Below are 24325 nucleotides of genomic sequence, written 5' to 3' on the forward strand. Positions count from 1 at the left end.
GATCATTTATTCGATGAAGAGTGAGGCGAGCACGCGCCGCCGCCAGAATTTGCGCAGATCGCCGCGCGTGACGGAGAGCGTGACCGAGCCGGTGTCGCCGCACAGGGTCAGGCCGAGTTCGTCGAGCTCGCCGGATTGCAGCGCGGCGAGTGCCGGTTCGAACCAGTCCGTTTGCAAGGCGGCGAAGGCGTCGTTCCAGCGCGCCCAATCCTGCTCGATGTAGGCCGCGGAGAACGGATCGAGTTCGACCAGCGTGGAGCCGCTCGTGTTCGTGTTTGCATTCGAGTTGGCGTTGGCGTTGAGCGCGGGCGCGCCGCCCGACGTGCCACGCAGCGCGTTATCCGCAGCGCCGCGCGTCGCGCCCGCCGCCCGCAGCGCCGCAAACGACGCCGGCGGCGCAGCCGCCGCGACGCCCGCCGTCATCGCGAGGCCACGTGTGGCGGCGGCGTCGGAGAACACCCGTGCAAACGGGCTGCGCACCGGTTGCGCCGCGCCTTGCGCGTGAAACCAGATCGAGTTGACGGCCGGCAGGCCGCGCGCTTCGCGCGCTTCATTGACCGGATGTTCGAACCATGCCATTTGCACTTCGTTCTGCAGCTTCATCCAGGCGCGCGAACGCTCGCCGGAATGCGCCTCGTGCGGCAGCCAGATTTCGATGTTGCGTCCGCTCGCGCGCAACGGCGACGCGCCGGCCAACGTGCCGAACCCTTCGCCCGACAGATACCAGCGCGCGGGCCGCGGCGCTTCGATACGCACGCCGAGTTCCTCGATCAGCGGCCGCGCGACCGCGAGCAGGGCGCCGGCTTCCGCATCGGACAGATCGAGCGAGGCCGGATCGATGAGCACCAGATGGTCGTGCGCGATGCGCACGTGCACCGGCTGCACGCAGGCCCATGTGGCGTTGCCGGGTTCGCCGCCGTCGGCGCGCAGCATGTAGGGCGCGAGCGGCGCTTCGTCGGCGGCGGCCGCGCCGCTCGGCAGCGCGCCGAACTGGCGCGCCACCCAGCGCTCGTGCGGCAGCGTGCGCTGAAAGTCTTCGCCGATCACGCGCTCCACCAGCGTCGCGCGTGAAATCAGCCGGTCGAGGGCGGGACTGCGGATATCGTGAAGGGCGGTTGCGGCGTCCGCTGCGGCGGGCAGCGCGAAGGGCAGGAGAAGATGGAGGCGGTTGGCGAGCATGATGCTGCGCATTGTAGGGCAAAGAGTGCGAGTATTCCGTCCATCAGCTCCCGCTTGCTGAAGCCGCGGCGGCGGGCCATGCGTTCGCCGCCGTATCAGCCTGGCCTGGTCAGACCCGGGCCTGAAGCGTGGAGCAACAGCCGCGCGCGGCGGCACCGCGCAGAGGACGATGGAGACCGTCATGTCGCGTGAACTCAAAACCGAACAGGAACTGCTGGCGCTGGTCGTCAAGGCGCTCGATGCCAACCCGGCCACGGCCGGCTGGATTCCAACCGGTTTCCACGAAACCGTGGACGACGAGACCGGCTGCAACTGGGACATCAGCCATCTGCACCGCGACCGCAAGGACGCCGACGTGGCCGGGGTCGCCAACAGCGCCGCCGCGGGCATCATCAATGAGCTGCGCGGGCGTTACAACCTGCGGTAGGTGGAATGGGCGTGCGTTTCGGGGCCGGCCATTGCGCCTGCGCTCCGCTCCAGACTGCCTTTGCGCGAGTCGGCGGCATTGTATGGCAAACTTCGCGCTTGATTGGTGGTGGCAGTGGCGGTGCCAGCGGCGGCGGGCGTCTTCCAGACCGCCGCGGATCGGGGTGGCGCGCCCATTGCTATGGGCATGGCGCGTCATGCCGGAACCATCCGCTGCGCAACGACACCAATAATCACGACGCTCGGGCCGCACGGCAGGCGCTTCACGCCTTCGTGCGCGGCACAAAGCCGAAGAAACGCAGAAAAGGATTCGCTTGAAATTTCCCTACGAATGGCAGATTGGCTGGCGCTACACCCGCGCCGGCAAACGCACGACCGGTAACGGCTTCATCTCCTTCATCGCGCTCGTCTCGATGTCGGGCATCGCGCTCGGCGTCGCGGCGCTGATCGTCGTGTTGTCCGTGATGAACGGTTTTCAGAAAGAGGTGCGCGACCGGATGTTGTCGGTGCTTGCGCACGTGGAAATTTTCTCGCCGACCGGGTCGATGCCCAACTGGCAGTTGACCGCCCAGGAAGCCCGTCAGAACAAGGAAGTGATCGGTGCGGCGCCGTATGTCGAAGCGCAGGCGCTGCTCACGCGTCAGGACGCGGTGAGCGGGGTGGCGCTGCGCGGCGTCGAGCCGTCGCTCGAGCCGCAGGTGTCCGATATCGGCAAGGAGATGAAAGGCGGCAGTCTGAACGCGCTGGTGCCGGGCGATTTCGGCATCGTGCTCGGCGCCGATCTCGCCACCAGTCTTGGCGTCACGGTCAACGACAAGATCACGCTGGTCGCGCCGGAAGGCACGATCACACCCGCCGGCATGCTGCCACGGCTCAAGCAGTTCACGGTGGTCGGCATCTTCGAGTCGGGGCATTACGAATACGACAGCACGCTCGCGCTGATCAACATCAAGGACGCGCAGGCGCTGTTCCGGCTGCCCGCGCCGACCGGCGTGCGGTTGCGCCTGACCGACATGCAGCGCGCGCCAGAAGTCGCGCATCAGCTCGCGCGCACGCTGTCCGGTGATCTGTACATTCGCGACTGGACGCAGCAGAACAAGACCTGGTTCTCGGCGGTGCAGATCGAAAAACGCATGATGTTCATCATCCTCACGCTGATCATCGCGGTGGCGGCGTTCAATCTGGTCTCGTCGCTCGTCATGACGGTGACCAACAAGCAGGCCGACATCGCGATTCTGCGCACGCTCGGCGCGCAGCCCGGCTCGATCATGAAGATATTTGTCGTGCAGGGCGTGACGATCGGCTTTATCGGCACGGCCACCGGCGTCGCGCTCGGTTGCCTGATCGCGTGGAGCATTCCGTGGCTCGTGCCCATGATCGAGCACATGCTCGGCGTGCAGTTCCTGCCGCCGTCGGTGTATTTCATCAGCGAATTGCCGTCCGAACTGATTCCGGCCGACGTCGCGCGGATCGGCATCATCGCCTTCGTGATGTCGGCGCTGGCAACCTTGTACCCGAGCTGGCGTGGTGCGAAAGTCCGTCCCGCGGAGGCACTGCGCTATGAATGACCGTTCCGCTACTCTATCCATGGCTTCTTCAGATACCGTGCTGCATCCCTATGTGCTGGAAGCGACCGGCATTTCCAAGTCGTTCGTGCAGGGCGGTCTGAACGTGACGGTGCTCAACAACGCGGAACTGAACGTGCGGCGCGGCGAGAAGCTGGCGATCGTCGGCGCGTCGGGGTCCGGCAAGAGCACGCTGCTGCATGTGCTCGGCGGCCTCGACGACCCGAGCGCCGGGCATGTCTCCGTCATGGGCAAACCGTTCACCAGGCTCTCCGAGCGCGAGCGCAACGACCTGCGTAACCGCGCGCTGGGATTCGTGTATCAGTTCCACCACCTGCTGCCCGAGTTTTCCGCGCTCGATAACGTCGCGATGCCGCTGCGAATCCGCCGCATGTCCACCGAAGCGTCGCGCCGCGAAGCGCTCGCGGTGCTGGAGCGCGTCGGTATGGGGCATCGCGCGAAGCATCGTCCGGGCGAGTTGTCGGGCGGCGAGCGTCAGCGTGTCGCGATTGCGCGCGCGTTGGTGACGAAGCCCGCCTGCGTGCTGGCCGACGAACCGACCGGCAATCTCGACGGCGGCACCGCCGACACCGTGTTCAACCTGATGCTCGAACTGTCGCAAACGCTCGAAACGAGCTTCGTGATCGTCACGCACGATCCAGAACTGGCGGGACGTTGCGACCGCATCATGCGGCTGCGCGACGGGGTGCTGCACGAAGAGCCGGTGGTGCCGGTCTGATTGCCGGACACCGAAAGCCTGGGCTGAGCCGTTAGCGAGGCACGCCATGTGGATCGATACGCACTGTCATCTCGATGCTTCGGAATTCGACGCCGACCGCGCGCAGGTCGCGGCGGCGGCGCAGCGCGCGGGCGTGGGGCGGATCGTGATTCCGGCGATCGGACGCGAGAATTTCGCCAGGGTGCGCGAACTGGCGCACCGGGTCGCCGGCGGCGCGTATGCGCTCGGCATCCATCCGTTGTTCACGCCGTCGGCGCAAGAGAGCGATCTTGATCTGTTGCGCATGGAAATCGAGGCGAGTCTCGACGATCCGCTGTTTGTCGGTATCGGTGAGATCGGGCTGGATTATTTCGTCGACGGTCTCGACGACGCGCGCCAGCAGTTCTTCTACAACGGTCAGTTGCGACTCGCACGCGAATTCGACCTGCCGGTGATCTGCCATGTGCGCAAATCGCAGGATCAGGTGATCAAGGGGCTGCGGCGGCATCAGATTCATCGCGGCATTGCGCATGCATTCAACGGCAGTTTTCAGCAGGCTCAGGCGTATATCGACCAGGGCATGCATCTCGGTTTCGGCGGCAATCTGACGTTCGAGCGGGCGCGGCAAATCCGCCGCCTCGCCGAACAGTTGCCGTTCGACGCACTGGTCGTCGAGACCGATGCGCCGGACATCGCGCCGGCCTGGATTTACAAGCAGCGCAATTCGCCGGAGCAGATTCCGGCGATCGGCGCGGGCCTCGCGCAACTGCGCGGCATGACAGCCGATGAAGCCGCCCTAGGCACAACGGCTAACGCGCTCGCCGCGCTGCCGCGGCTCGCACTTTCCTCTGCATAATTGAACTCGATGGTCTGAGTGGTTCGCGCCGGGCGACACCCACGCCCGGCGGGTTCGTTGACGCCCGCGCGTAGGCGTTGTGTCGTCCGGCGTCTGCTGGCGGAGGGCGGATGCGGGCATGGTGGTGCGGGTTTGCGTTGGGGGTGGTCTGGCTGCAGCGGCAGGCGGCGCTGCCGGATTGGGTGGCGATGTGCGGGCTGGTGATGGTCGTGTGCGCTGCGGTTGTCGTGGCGGTGTGGGGGTTGGGCGGGGCTGAGGGGTTGGTGGAGGGGCATGGGGCGGTGGGTGCGGCAGCCGGTTTGGCTGCTGGCGCGAAGGAGTGTTTAGCTCCGGCTCCCGCGTCGCCGCCGCCGCCAACCGCCGCGCCTACGTTTGGCGCGTACGCTCGCGCCGCGAAGCTCGCTTCACTCATAACTCGCGTCCGCTTTACCCCGCGCCTGCGTTCAGTCGCCGGTTGGGGCGCCGTGTGGTGCGCCGCGTTGTGCGCGGGCTTCGGCTACGCCGCCCTGCGCGCGGAGATGCGCCTCGCGGTGAGCTTGCCGACTGCATGGGAAGGCCGCGATATCGAAGTCTCCGGCACTATCAAAGGCTTGCCGTCACGCGACGAAAACGGCGCGCGTTTTCTATTCGACGTCGAATCGGCCGACGCGCCTATTGCCAATTTCCCGCGCGTGATCCAGCTATCGTGGATTGCCGAAGATGCGCCGCCGCCGATCCTCGAACCCGGCGCACGCTGGCAGTTGACCGTCCGGCTCAAACGTCCGCATGGCAACGCCAACTTCGGCGTGCGGGATGCCGAGGCCAATCTGCTCGCCCGCAACGTGCGCGCCACCGGCTACGTGAGCGCGCCGGCTCGCGCGGTGCGATTGCGTGGCCACGCACGCGGGATCGGCGTGACGGTGGACCGCTGGCGGGCGGCGCTGCGCGCGCGGATCGGCGCGGTACTCGGGGATGCGCCACACCGCGGGATCGTCGTGGCGCTCGCCATCGGCGCGCAGGACGAAGTCAGCGCCGCTGACTGGCTGCTGATGCGCGGCACGGGCACGAGTCATCTCGTGGCGATTTCGGGACTGCACATTGGCTTCGTCGCGGGCCTCGCGGGCTGGTTCGCGGGAGCGCTGTGGCGGCGCTCCGGCTGGATCGGCCGCGACTGGCCCTTGCGGCTGCCCGCACAAGTCGTCGCGATGACGGGCGGTGCGCTGTTCGCCGCGCTGCACGCCGCGTTGGCCGGCTTCAATGTGCCGGCGCAGCGCGCGCTGTGGATGGCGGCTGTGGTCGCACTCGCGTTCGTCAGCGGGCGCAATGTGGCGCGGTCCGCGGTGCTTGCCTGGGCATTGGGGCTCGTGGTGCTGATCGATCCCTGGGCGGTCGTGTCGGCGGGATTCTGGTTGTCCTTCTGCGCGGTCGCGGCGATCCTGTTCGCCATGTCGGGACGCCCGCAAGTGCGGGACCACGAACAGCACCGCGACGATGCAAACGAGAACGGTGAGTCACCGTCCTGGCTATCGAGGCTGCGTGCCGGATTGCCGCGCCGCGTGCGCGGTGCAGGCGAAAGACTGCGCAGTGCGGCGCAGGTGCAGTTCGCCGTGACGGTCGCGCTCGCGCCGCTCACCGTTTACTGGTTCGCGCAGATTCCGCTGATCGGTCCGCTCGCGAATGCATTCGCGATTCCGTGGGTGAGCCTGCTGGTGACGCCGTCGGTACTGGCGGGCGTCGCGTTGCCTGCACCGCTCGACGCTTACGCGTGGCATGTCGCGCATGCTTTGCTGGAGTGCCTGGCCGCGGGCTTGCAGCGGCTGTCGGGTCCCGCCTGGGCGCTCTGGCGCCTGCCGCAACCGGATGCGTGGACGCTGGCCGCCGCCGCGCTCGGCGTGCTCTGGTGTCTGGCGCCGCGCGGCTGGCCGTTGCGCTGGGCCGCACCGCTGACGTGGCTGCCGCTCGTCATGCCGGCGCCGTCCGGGCCACCGCACGGCAGCTTCCGCCTCACGGCGCTGGACGTCGGTCAAGGTACGTCCGTGCTGGTGCAAACGGCGCGTCACACGTTGCTGTTCGATACGGGTCCGGGACCGGAATCGACTCACGCGGGCGAGCGGGTGGTCGTGCCGTTCTTGCAGGCGCATGGTGTGAACGCGCTCGATACGCTGATCGTCAGCCACGCCGATTCCGATCATTCGGGCGGCGCGCCCGCTGTTCTCGACGCGATCGAGGTGCATCAAATGGTGGCGGCGTTGGCGCCGTCGAATGCGCTGTGGTCGAACGCGCGCCGGCACGGCGCCGACACGCTGCCCTGCGCGGCTGGGCAGCGCTGGCAGTGGGACGGCGTCGAGTTCGCGATGCTCTGGCCCGACGCCGGTCCGCTGCAAGGCAAGCCGAACGCGCATTGCTGCGTGCTGCGGGTCAGCACGTTGCCGCCCGCCACCGGGCAGCCGACCGCGGGCGTTCAACCCGTTCAAACAACGCCGCCGGTCATGACCGCCTTGCTCACGGCGGATATCGAGGCGCCCGTGGAACGCGTTCTGCTCGCGCGTGATCGCGGCGCATTGCAGGCTCAGGTGCTGGTCGTGCCGCATCACGGCAGCAAGACCTCGTCGACCGAGCCGTTCCTCGACTCTATCGACCCGCTCGTCGCGCTATTTCAGGTAGGCTATCGCAACCGTTTTCATCATCCGCATGCGGGTGTGTTCGAGCGCTACAAGGCAAGACAGATCGAACTTGGCCGCAGCGATACGGACGGTGCGGTGCGGGTCGAGGTGAACCCGGACGCCGGGTCTAATACTCGCGCCACGAGCGAAAGTGCCGGGCTGACGCTCGAGCGTTATCGCGACACGCAGCGCCGCTACTGGATGGATCGCTAGCAGGCTTGTCGGCGAAATGCCGGCCGGCATGGACGGACGAAACGCAGCAGGACCGCACAAGAAGCGCGCTGCTGGGCAAAGCGCCTGCGCGCAAGCGCGCACGGAAGCCCCGCGCGCAAAAAACAGAACGGAGATAGCCGCAGTTGAAAAACATCATCCACTTCTCGCACGCGAACGGCTTTCCGGCGTCGACCTACCGGACGATCTTCGCCGAACTCGCCGACGACTACGAACTGCGCTCCATCGAGCGGATCGGTCACGACGCGCGCTTTCCGGTGACGCAGGACTGGCCGCATCTGGTCGAGCAGTTGCTCGACGACATCGGCAGAACGTACGAACACCCGGTGTGGCTGGTGGGGCATTCGCTCGGCGGCTATCTGTCGCTGATGGCCGCGCTGAAAAAGCCGCAGTGGGTGAGAGGGGTCGTGATGCTCGATTCGCCGGTGATCGCCGGCTGGCGCAGCAGCATGCTGCGGGTGTCGCAATGGACCGGGCTCGACGAGCGTCTCTCGCCCACGGCCGCCACCCGTACGCGCCGCACCCAGTGGGCGAGCCGCGACGAAGCGTGGCGGCATTTCCATTCGAAGCCGGCATTCGCGCGCTGGGATGAGCGCATGCTCTCCGACTACATCGACTTCGGGATTCCGCAAACTTCGCCGGACGGCTCGCGTTCGCTGGCGTTCGATCGCCGCACCGAGTATCAGATCTATAGAACCTTGCCGCATACGCTCGGCTCGCGGCTCGCCCGGGGCGCACCGGTGCCGGTGGGTTTCATCGCCGGCACGCGTTCGAAGGAGATTCGCCAGGCCGGTCTTGCGGCCACCCGCCGCGCGACCGGCGGTCATGTGGAATGGATCGAGGGCAGTCATCTGTACCCGATGGAAAAACCGCTCGAAACCGCGCGCGCGGTGCAACGCATGTTGCATGAACTGGAGCGGCGCGCCTGACGCCGCGTTGAGTGCAGCGCATGGCCGCCGCGCATGCGCCGCAAAAAACGGTGCATGATCGACCTGCGGCGACGGCCGCCGCCGTGGCATATGCGCGCGCAGACATCGCTCGGATTTTGCTGGGTTGAGACCCTGCTTTACGGTATAATCCGTTTTTCCCGCGAGCATCCAGCGATGACCAAATATGTTTTCGTCACCGGCGGCGTAGTATCTTCCCTCGGCAAGGGTATTGCCGCCGCTTCCCTCGCCGCGATCCTCGAATCGCGCGGTCTTAAAGTCACCCTCCTCAAGCTCGATCCCTACATCAATGTCGACCCCGGCACGATGAGCCCGTTTCAACACGGCGAAGTGTTCGTGACGGAAGACGGAGCGGAGACCGATCTCGACCTCGGCCACTATGAGCGCTTCATCAGCACGAAGATGCGCAAGGCCAATAACTTCACCACGGGCCAGATTTACGAATCGGTGATCCGCAAGGAACGCCGCGGCGATTATCTCGGCAAGACGGTGCAGGTCATCCCGCACATCACGAACGAAATCCAGGCGTTCATCGAACGCGGTGCGGCTTCCGCAACGTGCGGTGAGCCGGACGTCGCCATCGTCGAAGTGGGCGGCACCGTGGGCGATATCGAATCGCTGCCGTTCCTCGAAGCAGCCCGTCAGATGAGCCTGCGCATGGGCCGCAACAGCGCGTGCTTCGTGCACCTCACGCTGGTGCCCTGGGTTGCCACGGCCGGCGAACTGAAGACCAAGCCCACGCAGCACAGCGTGCAGAAGCTGCGCGAAATCGGTATCTCGCCGCACGTGCTGCTGTGCCGTGCCGACCGCCGCATTCCGGACGACGAGCGCGCGAAGATCTCCATGTTCTCGAACGTGCCGGAAGACGCCGTGATCTCCGTGTGGGACGCGGACAGCATCTACAAGATTCCGCAGATGCTGCACGATCAGGGCCTCGACGCGATCATCTGCGAAGAGCTCAAGCTCACGCCGAAGCCGGCCGATCTGTCCATGTGGTCCGAACTGGTCGAGAAGCTGCAGCATCCGAAGAATGAAGTCACGATCGGCATGGTCGGCAAGTATGTCGATCTGACCGAGTCGTACAAGTCGCTGATCGAAGCGCTGCGCCATGCGTCGATGCATACGTCGACCAAGGTCAACATCGAATACATCGACTCGGAAGAAATCGAGACGCAAGGCGTCGAAAGCCTCAAGCATCTGGACGCGGTCCTCGTGCCGGGTGGCTTCGGCCGTCGTGGCACCGAAGGCAAGATCGCCGCGATCCGTTATGCGCGTGAAGCGAAGGTGCCGTATCTCGGCATCTGCCTCGGCATGCAACTGGCGGTGATCGAATTCGCCCGCGACGTGGTGGGTCTGAAAGACGCGAACAGCACCGAGTTCGATCAGGAAACGCCGAACCGCGTGGTCGCGCTGATCACCGAATGGTACGACCGTGAAGGCCGCGTCGAGAAGCGCACGGAAGAGTCGGATCTGGGCGGCACGATGCGCCTCGGCTCGCAACGCTGCCCGATCAAGCCCGGCACGATGGCGGAAGAGATCTATGGCAAGGACGTGAACGAGCGCCATCGCCACCGTTATGAAGTCAATAACCGCTTCGTGCCCCAACTCGAAGCGGGCGGCCTTATCATCAGCGCCCGTACCCCGAGTGAAGATCTGCCGGAAATGATGGAATTGCCGCGCAGCATGCACCCGTGGTTCGTCGGCGTGCAGTTCCACCCGGAATTCACGTCCACGCCGCGTGACGGCCATCCGTTGTTCAAGTCGTTCGTCGAAGCAGCGCTCGCGCACCACGAGGCAAGCACGGCGACCGCAGTCGGGGAGAAAGCATGAAACTGGGCGATTTCGAAATCGGGCTCGACAAGCCGTTTTTCCTGATCGCAGGCACCTGTGTCGTCGAATCCGAACAGATGACGATCGACACAGCCGGCCGGCTGAAGGAAATCTGCGCGAAGCTGAATATTCCGTTCATCTACAAATCGTCGTACGACAAGGCCAACCGCAGCAGCGGCAAGTCGTTCCGCGGTCTGGGCATGGACGAAGGTTTGCGCATCCTGTCCGAAGTGAAGCGTCAACTCGGTCTGCCCGTGCTGACCGATGTTCACGCCGAGCACGAGATCGAGCAGGTCGCCTCGGTGGTCGACGTGCTTCAAACGCCGGCTTTCCTGTGCCGTCAAACGGACTTCATCCACGCTTGCGCGCGTTCGGGCAAACCGGTCAACATCAAGAAAGGCCAGTTTCTCGCCCCGCACGACATGAAGAACGTGATCGACAAGGCGCGCGATGCCGCGCGTGAAGCGGGTCTGTCGGAAGACCGTTTCATGGCGTGTGAGCGCGGCGTGTCGTTTGGCTATAACAATCTCGTGTCGGACATGCGCTCGCTCGCGATCATGCGCGAAACCAACGCGCCGGTCGTGTTCGACGCCACTCACTCGGTGCAGTTGCCGGGCGGGCAGGGCACGAGCTCGGGTGGTCAGCGTGAGTTCGTGCCGGTGCTCGCACGTGCCGCGGTGGCGGTGGGCGTGTCGGGACTCTTCATGGAGACTCACCCGAATCCGGCCGAAGCCAAATCGGACGGTCCGAACGCGGTGCCGCTTCATCGCATGGCCGATCTGCTCGAGACGCTGGTTACGCTCGATCAGGCCGTCAAGCGCGCGCCGTTCCTCGAAAGCGATTTCAACTGATTCAGGCATTCACCGCGTGTCACGATCGGATTGCACAATCGGCACGCGGCGAATGCACGCAATGGTCGTCGAACGTATCGGCGCGCAAGCAGTTTGCCGGGGAGACCGGTCTGCGCCAGATACAGTGTCACAGTAAAGAATTCAACGTCATTTCTTGAGGAAACCATGAGTGCTATCGTAGATATCATCGGTCGAGAGATTCTCGATTCGCGAGGCAACCCCACCGTCGAATGCGACGTGCTGCTCGAGTCGGGCACGATGGGCCGCGCTGCGGTGCCGTCGGGTGCGTCGACGGGTTCGCGCGAAGCGATCGAACTGCGCGACGGCGAAGCCGGCCGTTACGGCGGCAAGGGCGTGCTGAAGGCCGTCGAGCACATCAACACCGAAATCTCCGAAGCGATCATGGGTCTGGACGCTTCCGAGCAGGCGTTCCTCGACAAGACGCTGCTGGAGCTCGACGGCACCGACAACAAGTCGCGCCTCGGCGCGAACGCGATGCTGGCTGTCTCGATGGCCGTCGCCAAAGCCGCTGCTGAAGAAGCCGGCCTGCCGCTGTACCGCTACTTCGGCGGCTCGGGCGCGATGCAACTGCCGGTGCCGATGATGAACATCGTCAACGGCGGCGCGCACGCCAACAACAGCCTGGACATCCAGGAATTCATGATCGTGCCGGTCAGCCAGCCGACCTTCCGCGAAGCACTGCGCTGCGGCGCCGAGGTGTTCCACGCGCTGAAGAAGATCCTGTCGGATCGCGGCATGAGCACGGCAGTGGGCGACGAAGGCGGCTTCGCGCCGAACTTCGGCAGCAACGACGAATGCCTGTCGACTATCCTGCAAGCCATCGAGAAAGCAGGCTACCGCGCCGGTGAAGACGTGCTGCTCGCGCTCGACTGCGCAGCGAGCGAGTTCTACCACGACGGCAAGTACCAGCTGGCTGGTGAAGGCCTGCAACTGTCCTCGACGGAATTCGCGGATTACCTCGCGAACCTGGCCGACAAATTCCCGATCGTCTCGATCGAAGACGGCATGCACGAAAGCGACTGGGCCGGCTGGAAGACTCTGACCGACAAGCTCGGCAAGAAGGTTCAGCTCGTGGGCGACGACCTGTTCGTCACCAACACGCGCATCCTGAAGGAAGGCATCGAGAAGGGCATCGCCAACTCGATCCTGATCAAGATCAACCAGATCGGCACGCTGACGGAAACCTTCGCGGCGATCGAAATGGCCAAGCGCGCGGGCTACACGGCCGTGATCTCGCACCGCTCGGGCGAAACCGAAGATTCGACGATTGCGGATATCGCAGTCGGCCTGAACGCCGGTCAGATCAAGACGGGTTCGCTGTCGCGCTCGGACCGCATCTCGAAGTACAACCAGTTGCTGCGCATCGAAGAAGACCTCGGTGATATCGCCAGCTACCCGGGCAAGTCGGCGTTCTACAATCTGCGCTAATGGCTGTTGTGCTGGCGCCGACCGATGAGCCGGTTATCCTTCGTTTCTGATTGACCCCGCCGCCCTGCGTATAGCGCAGGGCGGCGTGTATTTATTGTGCTTACTTCATGCGGCTTGTCACTGCTGTCCTGATCGTTCTACTGGCGCTGATCCAGTACCCGCTCTGGTGGGGGCATGGCGGCTGGCTGCGCGTCCACGAGTTGCAGCAGCAACTGGCGCAGCAGGTGCAAAAGAATGCCGACTCGAAGCTGCGTAACGAGCGCATTCAAGGTGAAGTGCAGGATTTGCAGAACGGCACGGCCGCGGTCGAAGAGCGGGCGCGCTATGAAATGGGCATGGTGAAGGACGGCGAAGTGTTCGTGCAGTTCGTATCGCCGAATGCGCCGTTGCCGACGGCGAACACGCCATCGGTGACCACATCCACGCGCGGTGAGATGTCGGCGGCGCCGCTGCATGTGGTGCCGAATCCGGAATCGCGCGCGAAGCCGGATCGCAAGCACGGCGGCAAAGGTGCTGCGAACGAGAAGAAGCCTGCGCACTGAGCTTCGTCGCGGCTCAAGGGCGCAATACGAGAGACGTAAAAAAGGCACGGCGAGTACCGTGCCTTTTTCTTTATGCTCGCTCGTCGGGCCGGATTCTCGCGCCGCGTGAGCTTGCCGCCGCTCACCAACCCCAGTACGGCCCGTAACCGACGCCAATTCCCGTACCCCAGCCGTGCCCCCAACCACCACCGTAGTAGCTGCCGTACACACTGACTGGCGGCGTGTAGTAACGCGACCAGGCTTGCGCCGCGTTTTCGGCGGCAATCGCCTGATTCTGCTCGGCCATGACCTGCTGGTCGATCGCGTCATAGCGCTGGCGCTCTGCGGGTGTCAGCGGTTGGGCGGTGCCGGCCGTGCCCGACTGGTCGGCGGGCAGGCGGCTATAGATCGGCGACGGCCCCGGCGGGTCCATCATGCAGCCGGCCAGCATGCCACTGCCGACGACGATAGCCAGCACGGCGGCTGCGCGTGCGTGACGCAGCAGCGGCATCAACGAAGCAGGGTGGTTCATGTTCGATCTCCATCGGTCGGATGCCTAAGCAAATCATGCGCCGCCTGGCCCCGCCAATGATTCAACGCAATATTCGACGATGCTGTGCCGCCCGAGCCCTGAAAATGCAGCGGGCGACACGGTATTGTCTGCCGTGACACAAGCGTGATGGACCGGCGTTCGGCGCGCATGGAGCCCGCGCGCCGGCGGGCCCGTTCAGTGCCGCTGTTCAGCCGCGGGCGTCACACCTTGTGAGAGCGCCTCGGCGACAAAAAGTTGCGCGACATCGACCGGATCGAACTCGTAACGCTGGTTGCAGAACTCGCAATGAATCTCCACGTGACCGCGTTCTTCGAGTACGCCGTCCACCTCTTCGCGGCCCAGCATCTTCAGCATGCCGCCGACCTTTTCGCGCGAACACGTGCACTCGAAGCGCGTCTTTGCCGGTTCGAAATGCTGAACGTTCTCCTGCCAGAACAGGCGCCGGAAAATCGTTTCCGGTTCTTCCTTCAGCAACTCGTCTTGCGACATCGTGCCGCCCAGCGTGCAGACGCGTTCCCACGTGTCCGCGTCCAGATCGCCCGGATGCGGGACGATGCCGCCGTCTCCCGGCAGTTTTTGCAGCAGCATGCCGACGGCGCGTTCGGTGTTCGCCGCGAGCCACAGGCGCGTGTCGAGCTGCTCCGAGTGGTGCATGTAATGCTCGAGCACCTCGGACATCGAGTTGAGCGGCCCGTCCACGCCCGAGAGCGGCACGATACTTTGATACGGTTGCTGACCGGGCTGCTTGTCGGCCGGATCGAGCGTGATCACGCAACGGCCGTGGCCGCTCGCGTTCAACAGGTCGACCATGCTGGTCGTCTCGCCGATCACATTGGCCGCTTCGCCTGACAGCTTGGCGGTGGCGCGCATCGACAGATCGGAGCCGCACTGCACCACCAGCATCTTGACCGGGCCGTCGCCGAAAATCTGCATGATGAGCGTGCCGTCGAACTTGAGGTTCGCCGACAGAAGCGCGCACGCGGCCATCATTTCGCCCAGCACCGTGCGCACCGGCGCCGGATAATCGCGGCGTGTCAGGACTTCCTGCCACGTATTGCGCAGCGAAACGATCTCGCCGCGCACCGGCGCCGCGCTGAACATGAATTTTTGCAACTGGTCGCTCACAACTTTTCCTCGGTCAAATGACGCAGCGTGATGCCGCGTCGTGCGCGCCGTGCGCACCGGCTGGCTAGCCGATGCGCACGAGCTGCGCCTTGTAATATTCGCGGCGCTCGGCATAGGTTGCCGCGCCGCGCTGCATGTTGGCGATATCCGTCTCGGTCAGTTCGCGCACCACCTTGGCGGGCGCGCCGAGAATCAGCGAATTGTCGGGAAACACTTTGCCTTCGGTGACGATGGCGCCCGCTCCGACCAGACAGTTGCGGCCGATCACCGCACCATTCAAGACCACGGCCTGAATTCCGATCAGCGAACCTTCCTTGATCGTGCAGCCGTGCAGCATGACCTGGTGGCCGATCGTGACGTTCGGCTCGATCGTCAGCGGAAAACCGGGGTCAGTGTGCAGCACGGCGTTTTCCTGCACGTTGCTGCCCGTGCCGATGGTGATGGGCTCGTTGTCGCCGCGAATCGTCGCGCCGAACCAGACGCTGGCGTTCTCTTCGAGCGTCACGTTGCCGATAATGCTCGCTGAATCCGCTACGAACACGCTTTCATGGATGGTCGGGGCGGCATCGCCAAGCTTGTAAATGGTCACAGTGTCTCCTCTTGATCGGTCGCTACGTGCGCGGAATAGGGCGCGAAACGGGCCGGCATGTCTTGCGCCGCCGGGCTGTGCCGCCACGCCAAGGCTTCGGTCACGTTGGATGGTCGTCGAATCGAGTATTGTAAACGGTTGTGTGCTTGAGCCGCTTGATACGGCGGCGCGATACGCCGCTTCGCTCCTGGGGCTGCCGGATGCGTGGTCGTGCCGCGGCTCGTGCTTTGAAGGCCGCGGGTCGATGTATCGGCCGCGGCTCGTCCTGCCGTTTCCCTGGCCTCCGCGCCTTCGGCTCTTTTTGCTGTTTCCTTTGTCGATCCGCTTGCCATGATGTCTGCCGCTCCGTCCGCTCCGTCCGCTCCGTCCGCTCCGTCCGCTCCGTCCGCTCCGTCTGATTCATCCGTCGCCGATTCCGGACGGCAAGTGCATTGCGCGCGCGCCGCCGCGCTCCACGCATTGTGCGAAGCCGATCCGGCCGCCAAGGCCGCCGCGGCCCGAGGGCTCTACGCGGCGGTACTCGAAGGCCGCATGGTGTGCGCCGCAGACCTCGAACTCGTCGAACCGGCCGGTCTGCCGGGCCGTCCCGCTCGGCCCGAACTGGTCGATCCGCGCCAGCTGAAGCGGCGCAGCATGCAATCGCCGCAAGGGCGTGCGGTTCTGCTGCATGCGCTCGCGCACATCGAATTCAACGCCATCAATCTCGCGCTCGACGCGGTCTGGCGCTTTGCTGGCATGCCCGCGGCGTTCTACACGGACTGGCTCAAAGTCGCCGCCGAAGAGGCCTATCACTTCTCGCTGCTGGCCGCGCGCCTCGCGCAGTACGGCCACGTCTACGGCGACTTCCCGGCCCACGACGGCTTGTGGGACATGTGCGAGCGCACGCGCGGCGACGTGCTGGCGCGCATGGCGTTGGTGCCGCGCACACTCGAAGCGCGCGGCCTCGACGCCTCGCCGCCGATTCGAGCGCGCCTGTTGCAGGCGGGCGATCAGGCATCGGCGGCAATTCTCGACGTGATCCTGCGCGACGAAATCGGCCACGTGCTGATCGGCAACCGCTGGTTCCGGCACCTGTGCGACGCCAGCGGATTCGACCCTCACGACACGTACACGCGTCTTGCCGACCAGTATCACGCACCGAAATTACGTGGTCCGTTCAATTTCGCGGCGCGCCGCGAGGCCGGCTTCGACGAAGCGGAACTGGCCGAGCTGACAGCCCTCGCGGGCCTCGACGCTCCGCAGGCGGTGCCGCCGTCCGCCGCCGACTGAGGTTTCCTTCGCAATCCGGCGCCGCGCGTTGCCGGCCTATCTCGTTATAATCGAACGACCATTCTTTTTTGGACGTGCCGTTCATGAACTCTTCCCAGTCTGAATTCGTCGCCGTGCGCGGCATCCGTCTGCATGTGCGCCGCTGGGGCAACCCGGATGCGCCGATGCTGTTCATGCTGCACGGCTGGATGGACGTCGCGGCCTCGTTCCAGTTCGTCGTCGACGCGTTGGGCGGCGAGTGGCAGGTGCTGGCGCCGGACATGCGCGGTTTCGGCCTGTCGGACTGGCCGGTGGCGGAGCGCGGCGGCGGCAATTACTGGATCCAGGACTATCTGGCCGATCTCGACGCCTTGCTCGACCACTATGCGCCGACCGGCGAAGTGAATCTGGTCGGCCACAGCATGGGCGCCAACATTGCCTGCGTGTATGCGGGCGTGCGGCCGGAGCGGGTGCGGCGCGTGGTCGACCTCGAAGGGTTCGGCCTCGCGCCTTCGCACGCGGCGCAGGCGCCCAAACGTCTGCGCAACTGGCTCGACGAATTGCGCGATCCGCCGCAACTGAAGCGCTACGCGTCGCTCGAGGACGTCGCCGCGCGTCTCATCAAGACCAATCCGCGCCTCGATCCGCTGCGCGCGCAGTTCCTCGCGCAGCATTGGTCGAAGCCGGATGGCGAAGGGCGCTTCATGCTGCTCGCCGACCCAGCGCACAAACTGCGCGGCCCCGCGCTGTACCGTCTCGACGAAGTGATGGCGACGTGGCGCAAGGTGAGCGCCAGGGTGCTGCACGTGGAAGCCGCCAACTCGCCGACGCTTGCGCAGATCGCGGGCGAAATTCCGCTCGACGAGTTCAAGGCGCGCTTTCAGGCGTTCCCGAACTGGCGCGAGAAGATCATCGACGAAGCAGGGCACATGGTTCACCACGACCAGCCGGAGCAAGTGGCCGCGCTGATCGAAGGGTTCTGCGCGTAGCGTTCTCGAAAGGCGGAGGAATCGCAGAGTGCGCTTCCTTCGGAACGCCCCGCATGGGAACTGCCTCCGGGCGGCGGTTGCGCGAGATAGCTCTGCGTCCACTTACTGCGTTGCAGTAAAATGAGTGCAGATCCTTTTCAAGACAACGATGAACGCCGACCTCCACTGTCATTCCACCGTTTCCGACGGCCAGTTCGCGCCGGCCGAGGTTGCGCGCCGCGCGCACGCGGGCGGCGTGACGCTGTGGGCGCTCACCGATCACGATGAACTCGGCGGCCAGCACGAAGCGAAAAACACCGCCGAAGCGCTCGGCATGGGCTATCTGAGCGGTGTCGAAATTTCGGTGACGTGGGCGTCGCGCACGGTGCATATCGTCGGGCTGGGCATCGATCCGACCAGTTCGATCCTGATCGACGGTCTCGCGCGCACCCGCAACGGCCGCGCCGCGCGCGCCGAAGCCATCGGCGAGCAACTGGCCAAGCTCGGCATTCCCGACGCCTATCGGGGCGCCCTCAAATACGTATCGAACCCCGACATGATTTCGCGCACGCATTTCGCGCGGTTCATGGTTGAAAACGGCTACGCCACTTCCACGCAAGACGTGTTCACGCGCTATCTGGGCGACGGCAAGCCCGGCTACGTGTCGCACCGGTGGGCCAAACTGGCCGACGCGGTCGGCTGGATCCAGGCTGCCGGCGGCGAAGCCATCATTGCGCATCCGGGTCGGTATGCTTACTCGCCGGTCGAATTCGACGCGTTTTTTGCCGAATTCATCGATCTCGGCGGCAAGGCGATCGAAGTGGTGACGGGCAGCCATACGCCCGACCAGTATCGCGAATACGCGGATGTCGCGCGCCGTTTCGGCTTCGAGGCGTCGCGCGGGTCCGACTTCCACGCACCCGGCGAAGGCCGTGTCGACCTCGGCACGCTGCCGCCGCTGCCCTCCGATCTGAAGCCCGTCTGGGAACGCTGGCTGTGAGCGCGCCGTGCCGTAACGGCACGTCGAGCGCGAAAGCCGGCGGGGCGCGGCGCGCGGCACGCGCCTGGCTCCAGGCTTGGGCGCGATCTTCCGGCCGGTCTTCAGCCGCAGTTCATTTGCCGTTCAGCCGCAGTTCATTCGTCAGCCAACGTTAGCCATGTCCCAATACTTCCGGCTTCATCCTGATAACCCGCAGCCGCGCCTCGTCAAGCAGGCCGTGCAGATCATCAACGATGGCGGCGTGGTCGCGCTGCCGACGGATTCCAGCTACGCGCTCGCTTGCCATCTGGACGACAAGGACGCGGTCGAGCGTCTGCGGCGCATTCGCGGACTGGACGAGAAGCAGCTGCTATCGCTGCTGGTGCGCGATCTGTCCGAACTCTCGAATTTCGCGATGGTGGACAACCGGCAGTACCGGCTGATCAAATCGGTGACGCCCGGCCCCTATGTATTCGTCTTGCAGGCTACCAAGGAGGTGCCGCGGCGCCTCTCGCATCCGTCGCGCAAAACTATCGGCCTGCGCGTGCCGGATCATGCGATCACGTTGGCGATTCTCGAAGAACTCGGCCAGCCGCTGCTCGGCTCGACGCTGATCATGCCGGGGGAAACCCAGCCAATGAACGACCCGAAAGAAATCCGCGCGCGTCTGGAAAAGCAGCTGGATCTGGTGATCGACGGCGGTCCCTGCGTGTGCGAGCCGTCCACGGTGATCGATCTGACGGGCGCGGAACCGGTGCTGGTGCGGGCAGGGCGCGGCTCTCTCGCGCCGTTCGGCCTCGAAGAGACGGCATGAGTGAAAGCGGACAGACGCACGCAATCGCGTTGTTACAATAGCGAGTTATGGATTCTTCCCTGATACAGACCATTGCGGTATACGCGTTGCCCGTGATTTTCGCCATCACGCTGCATGAAGCCGCGCATGGCTATGTGGCGCGCTGGCTCGGCGACAACACGGCCTACGTACTCGGCCGCGTGTCGGTCAATCCGATGCGGCACATCGACCCGCTCGGCACGATCGCGATTCCCTTGCTGCTGTACTTCGCCACCAGCGGCGCGTTCATGTTCGGCTACGCCAAGCCGGTGCCGGTCGCCTTCGGCAACCTGCGCAATCCGCGCTGGGGCAGCCTGTGGGTCGCGGCGGCAGGACCGGCCTGCAACTTCGTGCAAGCGCTGGTCTGGGGCCTGTTCGGTGTCGCGCTCGCGGTAATGAATGTGGACGAGCCGTTCTTCACGCGCATGGCGGGAGCCGGCGTGGGCGTGAATCTCGTGCTCGGCGTGCTGAACCTGTTTCCGCTGCCGCCGCTCGACGGCGGCCGTGTGCTAATGGCGCTGCTGCCGCCGCGGCAATCCATCACGCTGTCGCGCCTCGAGCCGTACGGTTTTTTCATCGTAATGGCGCTCGTCATGACGGGCACGCTGACGCGCTACTGGCTGAACCCGCTTGTCACGATCGGCTATAGCGCGATCACCGCCATTCTGACTCCTCTTGTTTCGCTTTTCTAAATAATCATGTTCCCAGACCGTATCTTCTCCGGCATGCGGCCCACCGGGTCGTTGCACCTCGGCCACTATCACGGCGTGCTGAAAAACTGGGTGCGGCTGCAGTCCGAGTACCCGTGTTTCTTCTGCGTGGTCGACTGGCATGCGCTGACCACGCATTACGAAACGCCCGAAGTGATCGAAAAGAACGTCTGGGATGTGCTGACCGACTGGCTGGCAGCGGGTATCGATCCGGCGCAGGCCACGCTGTTTATTCAGAGCAAGGTGCCCGAGCATGCCGAACTGGCGCTCCTGCTCGGCATGAGCACGCCGCTCGGCTGGCTCGAACGCGTGCCGACCTACAAGGAGCAGCAGGAGAAGCTGAAGGACAAGGATCTGTCCACTTACGGTTTTCTCGGCTATCCGGTGTTGATGGCGGCGGACATCCTGTTGTATCGCGGCTCGCTCGTGCCGGTTGGTGAAGACCAGGTGCCGCACGTCGAAATGACGCGCGAAATCGCGCGCCGCTTCAACTACCTGTACGGCCGTGAACCGGGTTTCGAGCAGAAGGCGAACGAGGCGGCGAAAAAGCTCGGCGGCAAGCGCGCCAAGCTCTATCACGAACTGCGCAATGCCTACCAGCAGGAAGGCGACGACGAAGCGCTCGAACAGGCGCGCGCCATGTTGCAGGAATCACAGAGCCTGTCGATGAGCGATCGCGAGCGTCTGTTCGGCTACCTCGAAGGTTCGCGCAAGATCATTCTGGTCGAGCCGCAAGCCATGCTGACCGAGGCGTCGCGCATGCCGGGTCTCGACGGTCAGAAAATGTCGAAGTCGTACGGCAACACGATCGGCCTGCGTGAAGACGCGGAGACGATCACGAAGAAAGTCCGCACCATGCCGACCGATCCGGCTCGCGTGCGCCGCACCGATCCGGGCGACCCCGACAAGTGCCCGGTGTGGCAGCTTCACCAGGTCTACACCGACGAAGCCACTCACGACTGGGTGGAGAAGGGCTGCCGGTCGGCCGGCATTGGCTGCCTCGAGTGCAAGCAGCCGGTGATCGAGGGCATTCTGCGCGAGCAGCAGCCCATGCTCGAGCGCGCGCAGAAGTACATGGACGACCCGTCGCTGTTGCGCGCGATCGTCGCCGACGGCTGCGACAAGGCCCGCAAGTTCGCCACGGAAACGATGCGCGACGTTCGCGAGGCCATGGGCCTGTCTTACAACTGAAGCAGCTGACGCAAGTGAAGCAACTGACGCGAGTGACCCAACCGGTGAGCCGTGCTGAACGGCGGGCAAGTCGATGAGCACGCCCGCTGCCGCCATGCACGGACTGGGCGAGCCGTCCCCCTGGGTGCGCGATTGGGCGCATCTGGTCGCGCCGGGCGGCGCGGTGCTCGACGTCGCATCCGGCGCGGGCCGGCATGCGCGGTTCTTTGCGTCGCTGGGGCATCCGGTGACCGCCATCGACCGCGACGCGGCGGCGCTCGGCATGCTGCGTGGCGAGCCGCTCGTCACGCCAGTCGAAGCCGACCTCGAAGGCGCCGCGTGGCCGTTGCCCGCCGAGTCGAAATTCGCCGCCGTCGTGGTGACGAATTACCTGCACCGCCCGCTCTTTGCACAGCTTTTGCGCGCGCTCGCGCCCGGCGGCGTGCTGGTTTACGAGACCTTCGCGCAAGGAAACGAAAGGGTCGGCAAACCCTCTAATCCGGCGTTTCTACTGGCGCCCGGCGAGCTGCTCGAGCGCGTGCGCGGCCAGCTCCGGGTGGTCGCATTTCAAGATGGTTTTCTCGCGCAGCCGCGCCCGGCCTACGTCCAGCGGATCTGCGCAATTCTGGAGGCGGAGCGCTCAGTCGACCCCGCGCAGGCGGCAGCTCCGCCTTGTTACGAGTTGGCTGGCTAATCCGCTACAATCGCGGTTTACCTGATCAAATTCATGGCGTTTCATGACTAACGGCAACCAAGGCAGCAACCAAGGCAGCAACGACGGCGTTCAGATTCGCGGCAGCATTCCTGCCATCATCACCCCGATGCTCGAAGACGGCAGCCTGGATCTGCCGGCGTTTCGCAAACTGATCGACTGGCATATCGCAGAGGGCACGAACGCTCTCGTGGTGGTCGGCACGAGCGGCGAATCGGCCACGCTGTCGGTCGAGGAACACGTGCTGATGGTCAAGACCGCGGTCGAGCATACGGCGGGCCGGATTCCGGTGATCGCGGGCTCGGGCGGCAATTCCACGACCGAGGCGATCGAACTCACCCAGCAGGCCAAGGAAGTCGGCGCCGACGCCACGCTCCAGGTCGTGCCGTACTACAACAAGCCGACGCAGGAAGGCATTTACCGCCATTTCGCGAAGATCGCCGAAACCGTCGATCTGCCGGTGATCCTGTACAACGTGCCGGGCCGCACCGTTGCGGACATGAGCAACGAAACCATTCTGCGTTGCGCGCAGGTGCCGGGCATCATCGGTGTGAAGGAAGCGACCGGCAATATCGATCGCGCCGCGCATCTGATCAAGTCCGCGCCGTCGCACTTCGGCATCTACAGCGGCGACGACCCCACCGCCATCGCGCTGATGCTGCTCGGCGGCCACGGCAATATTTCGGTCACCGCCAACGTCGCGCCGCGCGCCATGAGTGATCTCTGCAAGGCTGCGCTCGCCGCGGACGCTAAGACCGCGCGCGAGATTCATCTGAAACTCCTGTCGCTGCATAAGAACCTGTTCATCGAATCGAATCCGATTCCGGCCAAATGGGCGCTGCAGCAATTGGGTCGTGTGCAGGGCGGAATCCGCCTGCCGCTCACGCCGCTCGATCCGCAATACCACGAAGTGGTGCGCGGCGCGCTGCGCGAAGCGGGCCTGCTGGGCTAGGCGGACAGCGTCCGCGGCACCACCAGCGCCAACGAAAGCCTGCCACCGGCACTCCCTTAACCGACGTCGATCCAGCCCACGTTCCCGGCACACAGAACCAAGGCACCGCGTTCCAGCATCACGAAGGACCTCATGAAACGTTCCGCACTTTCCCTCCACGCAACCCGCATGGCGGCGCTGGCGCTTGCCCTCACGACGCTCGCCGGCTGTGACACGCTGAACGACTGGTTTGCTTCCGACCGCGTCAACTACAAGGGCGCGGGCAGCGCGCCGGCGCTCGCCGTTCCCGGCGATCTGAGCACCACGCCGACCGATCAGCGCTATGTCGCACCGCCGGCCAATCTGGCGCTGGGCGGCGCGCAGCAGCGCGCGGTCACGGCCGCCGGCAATTCGACCGAAGGTCAGCCGAACGCGCAGGATCCGTTCGGCATGCATATCGAACGTGACGGCGATCGCCGCTGGCTGGTGGTCGACGGCCGCACGCCGGAACAACTCTGGTCGCAGTTGCAGGAGTTCTGGCAGGAGAACGGCTTTGCGCTGAAGACCGACGCGCCGGCTACCGGCATCATGACGACCGACTGGGCTGAAAACCGCGCCAACATTCCGGACGACTGGTTCCGCCGCACGGTCGGCAAGGTCATCGATTTCGCGTATTCGTCGGGCACGCGTGACAGCTTCCGCACGCTCGTGTCGCGCGCGCCGGGCGAAACAACGGACATTTCCATCACGCACAGCGCGATGGAAGAAGTGATGACAGGGCAGGACAAGACGTCCTCGCGTTGGGAAGAGCGTCCTCGCGATCCGGCCCTGGAAGCGCTGTTCCTGACCAAGCTGATGCAGAAGTTCGGTCTGACCGAAGCGCAGTCGAAGCAGTTGCTGACCGACGCGCGTCCGGCGGTGGCGCCGACCACGCTCGACCAGAGCGCGGGCGCGTCCACGCTCGATCTGCAGGAGTCGTTCGACCGCGCATGGCTGCGCGTGGGCCTCGCGCTCGACCGCACCAACTTCACCGTCGACAACCGCGATCGTGCGAAGGGCATCTACTACGTGCGCTACGCGGATTCGATGCAGGAGCTGAAGAAAGAAGGGCTGTTCGGCAAGCTGTTCTACAGCGGCAATACGGCGAAGAAGCCGGGTCAGGAATTCCTCGTCAACGTTCGCTCGAAGGGCGATGCAGTGACGCAGGTGGCCGTGCTGAACGCGAACGGACAGGTGGACAATTCGTCCGACGCGCAGCGCATCGTGACGCTGCTGCACGCGCAACTGAACTAA

General features: G+C 64.9%; 23 protein-coding genes. 19 read left to right on the forward strand and 4 right to left on the reverse strand.

The window, feature by feature from the left end:
* Nucleotides 1-6: 6 nt before the first annotated feature.
* A complete protein-coding gene (locus P0D71_RS03335) occupies nt 7-1191 on the reverse strand; it encodes a regulator (RefSeq protein ID WP_408479270.1) in 1185 nt (394 codons plus the stop codon).
* A 169-nt stretch (nt 1192-1360) separates the two neighbouring features.
* On the opposite strand from P0D71_RS03335, the gene P0D71_RS03340 reads away from it, so the two are divergent.
* The 10 genes from P0D71_RS03340 to ftsB all read left to right on the forward strand — a co-directional run bounded on the left by P0D71_RS03340 (nt 1361) and on the right by ftsB (nt 13236).
* Nucleotides 1361-1606 (forward strand): hypothetical protein, encoded by a 246-nt coding sequence (locus tag P0D71_RS03340; RefSeq protein ID WP_091792897.1) that lies wholly within the window; start codon nt 1361-1363, stop codon nt 1604-1606.
* Between the two features lie 313 nt (nt 1607-1919).
* The gene (locus P0D71_RS03345) at nt 1920-3173 is read left to right on the forward strand and encodes a lipoprotein-releasing ABC transporter permease subunit (protein ID WP_408185440.1); all 1254 of its coding nucleotides are present in this window, start codon (nt 1920-1922) and stop codon (nt 3171-3173) included.
* A complete protein-coding gene (gene lolD / locus P0D71_RS03350) occupies nt 3166-3909 on the forward strand; it encodes a lipoprotein-releasing ABC transporter ATP-binding protein LolD (protein WP_091792899.1) in 744 nt (247 codons plus the stop codon). The genes P0D71_RS03345 and lolD overlap by 8 nt, the downstream gene beginning before the upstream one ends.
* Nucleotides 3910-3955: 46 nt before the next feature.
* Nucleotides 3956-4744, forward strand: a complete 789-nt coding sequence (locus tag P0D71_RS03355; protein WP_408479271.1) for a TatD family hydrolase — start codon at nt 3956-3958, stop codon at nt 4742-4744.
* 110 nt (nt 4745-4854) lie between these two features.
* Nucleotides 4855-7599, forward strand: a complete 2745-nt coding sequence (locus tag P0D71_RS03360; protein ID WP_408479272.1) for a DNA internalization-related competence protein ComEC/Rec2 — start codon at nt 4855-4857, stop codon at nt 7597-7599.
* 143 nt (nt 7600-7742) lie between these two features.
* Nucleotides 7743-8546 (forward strand): alpha/beta fold hydrolase, encoded by an 804-nt coding sequence (locus P0D71_RS03365; RefSeq protein WP_408479273.1) that lies wholly within the window; start codon nt 7743-7745, stop codon nt 8544-8546.
* 174 nt (nt 8547-8720) lie between these two features.
* Nucleotides 8721-10394, forward strand: a complete 1674-nt coding sequence (gene pyrG / locus P0D71_RS03370) for a CTP synthase (protein ID WP_408479274.1) — start codon at nt 8721-8723, stop codon at nt 10392-10394.
* Entirely contained in the window at nt 10391-11245 is an 855-nt protein-coding gene (kdsA, locus tag P0D71_RS03375) for a 3-deoxy-8-phosphooctulonate synthase (protein ID WP_091792904.1), read from the forward strand. Before pyrG ends, kdsA begins: the two co-directional genes overlap by 4 nt.
* A gap of 165 nt (nt 11246-11410) precedes the next feature.
* Nucleotides 11411-12694 (forward strand): phosphopyruvate hydratase, encoded by a 1284-nt coding sequence (eno, locus tag P0D71_RS03380; protein ID WP_042322785.1) that lies wholly within the window; start codon nt 11411-11413, stop codon nt 12692-12694.
* Between the two features lie 107 nt (nt 12695-12801).
* Complete coding sequence (gene ftsB, locus P0D71_RS03385; protein WP_091792905.1) at nt 12802-13236, forward strand: cell division protein FtsB; 435 nt, start codon at nt 12802-12804, stop codon at nt 13234-13236.
* 121 nt (nt 13237-13357) lie between these two features.
* Here the strand turns inward: ftsB and P0D71_RS03390 are convergent, their stop codons facing one another.
* The 3 genes from P0D71_RS03390 to P0D71_RS03400 all read right to left on the reverse strand — a co-directional run bounded on the left by P0D71_RS03390 (nt 13358) and on the right by P0D71_RS03400 (nt 15482).
* Entirely contained in the window at nt 13358-13747 is a 390-nt protein-coding gene (locus tag P0D71_RS03390) for a hypothetical protein (RefSeq protein ID WP_408479275.1), read from the reverse strand.
* A 195-nt stretch (nt 13748-13942) separates the two neighbouring features.
* Nucleotides 13943-14893 (reverse strand): Hsp33 family molecular chaperone HslO, encoded by a 951-nt coding sequence (gene hslO, locus P0D71_RS03395; RefSeq protein WP_091792907.1) that lies wholly within the window; start codon nt 14891-14893, stop codon nt 13943-13945.
* 64 nt (nt 14894-14957) lie between these two features.
* Nucleotides 14958-15482 carry a gamma carbonic anhydrase family protein gene (locus tag P0D71_RS03400; protein WP_408185444.1) on the reverse strand — a complete coding sequence of 175 codons (525 nt, stop codon included), beginning with the start codon at nt 15480-15482 and terminating at the stop codon, nt 14958-14960.
* Between the two features lie 330 nt (nt 15483-15812).
* Between P0D71_RS03400 and P0D71_RS03405 the strand changes: the two genes are divergently transcribed.
* From P0D71_RS03405 to bamC, 9 genes are all read left to right on the forward strand, one after another.
* Complete coding sequence (locus P0D71_RS03405) at nt 15813-16751, forward strand: ferritin-like domain-containing protein (RefSeq protein WP_408479276.1); 939 nt, start codon at nt 15813-15815, stop codon at nt 16749-16751.
* A gap of 83 nt (nt 16752-16834) precedes the next feature.
* Complete coding sequence (locus tag P0D71_RS03410) at nt 16835-17719, forward strand: alpha/beta fold hydrolase (protein WP_408347763.1); 885 nt, start codon at nt 16835-16837, stop codon at nt 17717-17719.
* A gap of 148 nt (nt 17720-17867) precedes the next feature.
* Nucleotides 17868-18698 (forward strand): 3',5'-nucleoside bisphosphate phosphatase, encoded by an 831-nt coding sequence (locus tag P0D71_RS03415; protein ID WP_408479277.1) that lies wholly within the window; start codon nt 17868-17870, stop codon nt 18696-18698.
* Between the two features lie 157 nt (nt 18699-18855).
* Nucleotides 18856-19491, forward strand: coding sequence for an L-threonylcarbamoyladenylate synthase (locus P0D71_RS03420; RefSeq protein WP_408479278.1), 636 nt, complete (start codon nt 18856-18858; stop codon nt 19489-19491).
* A 47-nt stretch (nt 19492-19538) separates the two neighbouring features.
* Nucleotides 19539-20201: a site-2 protease family protein gene (locus P0D71_RS03425; protein WP_091792912.1), complete on the forward strand. Its 663-nt coding sequence runs from the start codon at nt 19539-19541 to the stop codon at nt 20199-20201.
* Nucleotides 20202-20207: 6 nt separating this feature from the next.
* Nucleotides 20208-21410, forward strand: a complete 1203-nt coding sequence (locus P0D71_RS03430) for a tryptophan--tRNA ligase (protein WP_091792914.1) — start codon at nt 20208-20210, stop codon at nt 21408-21410.
* A gap of 73 nt (nt 21411-21483) precedes the next feature.
* Nucleotides 21484-22083 (forward strand): class I SAM-dependent methyltransferase, encoded by a 600-nt coding sequence (locus P0D71_RS03435; protein WP_091792916.1) that lies wholly within the window; start codon nt 21484-21486, stop codon nt 22081-22083.
* A gap of 43 nt (nt 22084-22126) precedes the next feature.
* Nucleotides 22127-23053 carry a 4-hydroxy-tetrahydrodipicolinate synthase gene (gene dapA, locus P0D71_RS03440; RefSeq protein ID WP_408479279.1) on the forward strand — a complete coding sequence of 309 codons (927 nt, stop codon included), beginning with the start codon at nt 22127-22129 and terminating at the stop codon, nt 23051-23053.
* 132 nt (nt 23054-23185) lie between these two features.
* Nucleotides 23186-24325, forward strand: coding sequence for an NlpB/DapX family lipoprotein (bamC, locus tag P0D71_RS03445; protein WP_091792920.1), 1140 nt, complete (start codon nt 23186-23188; stop codon nt 24323-24325).

This window comes from Paraburkholderia sp. RL17-383-BIF-A, from assembly GCF_046028015.1.
In the GTDB taxonomy this organism is placed as follows: Bacteria; Pseudomonadota; Gammaproteobacteria; order Burkholderiales; family Burkholderiaceae; genus Paraburkholderia.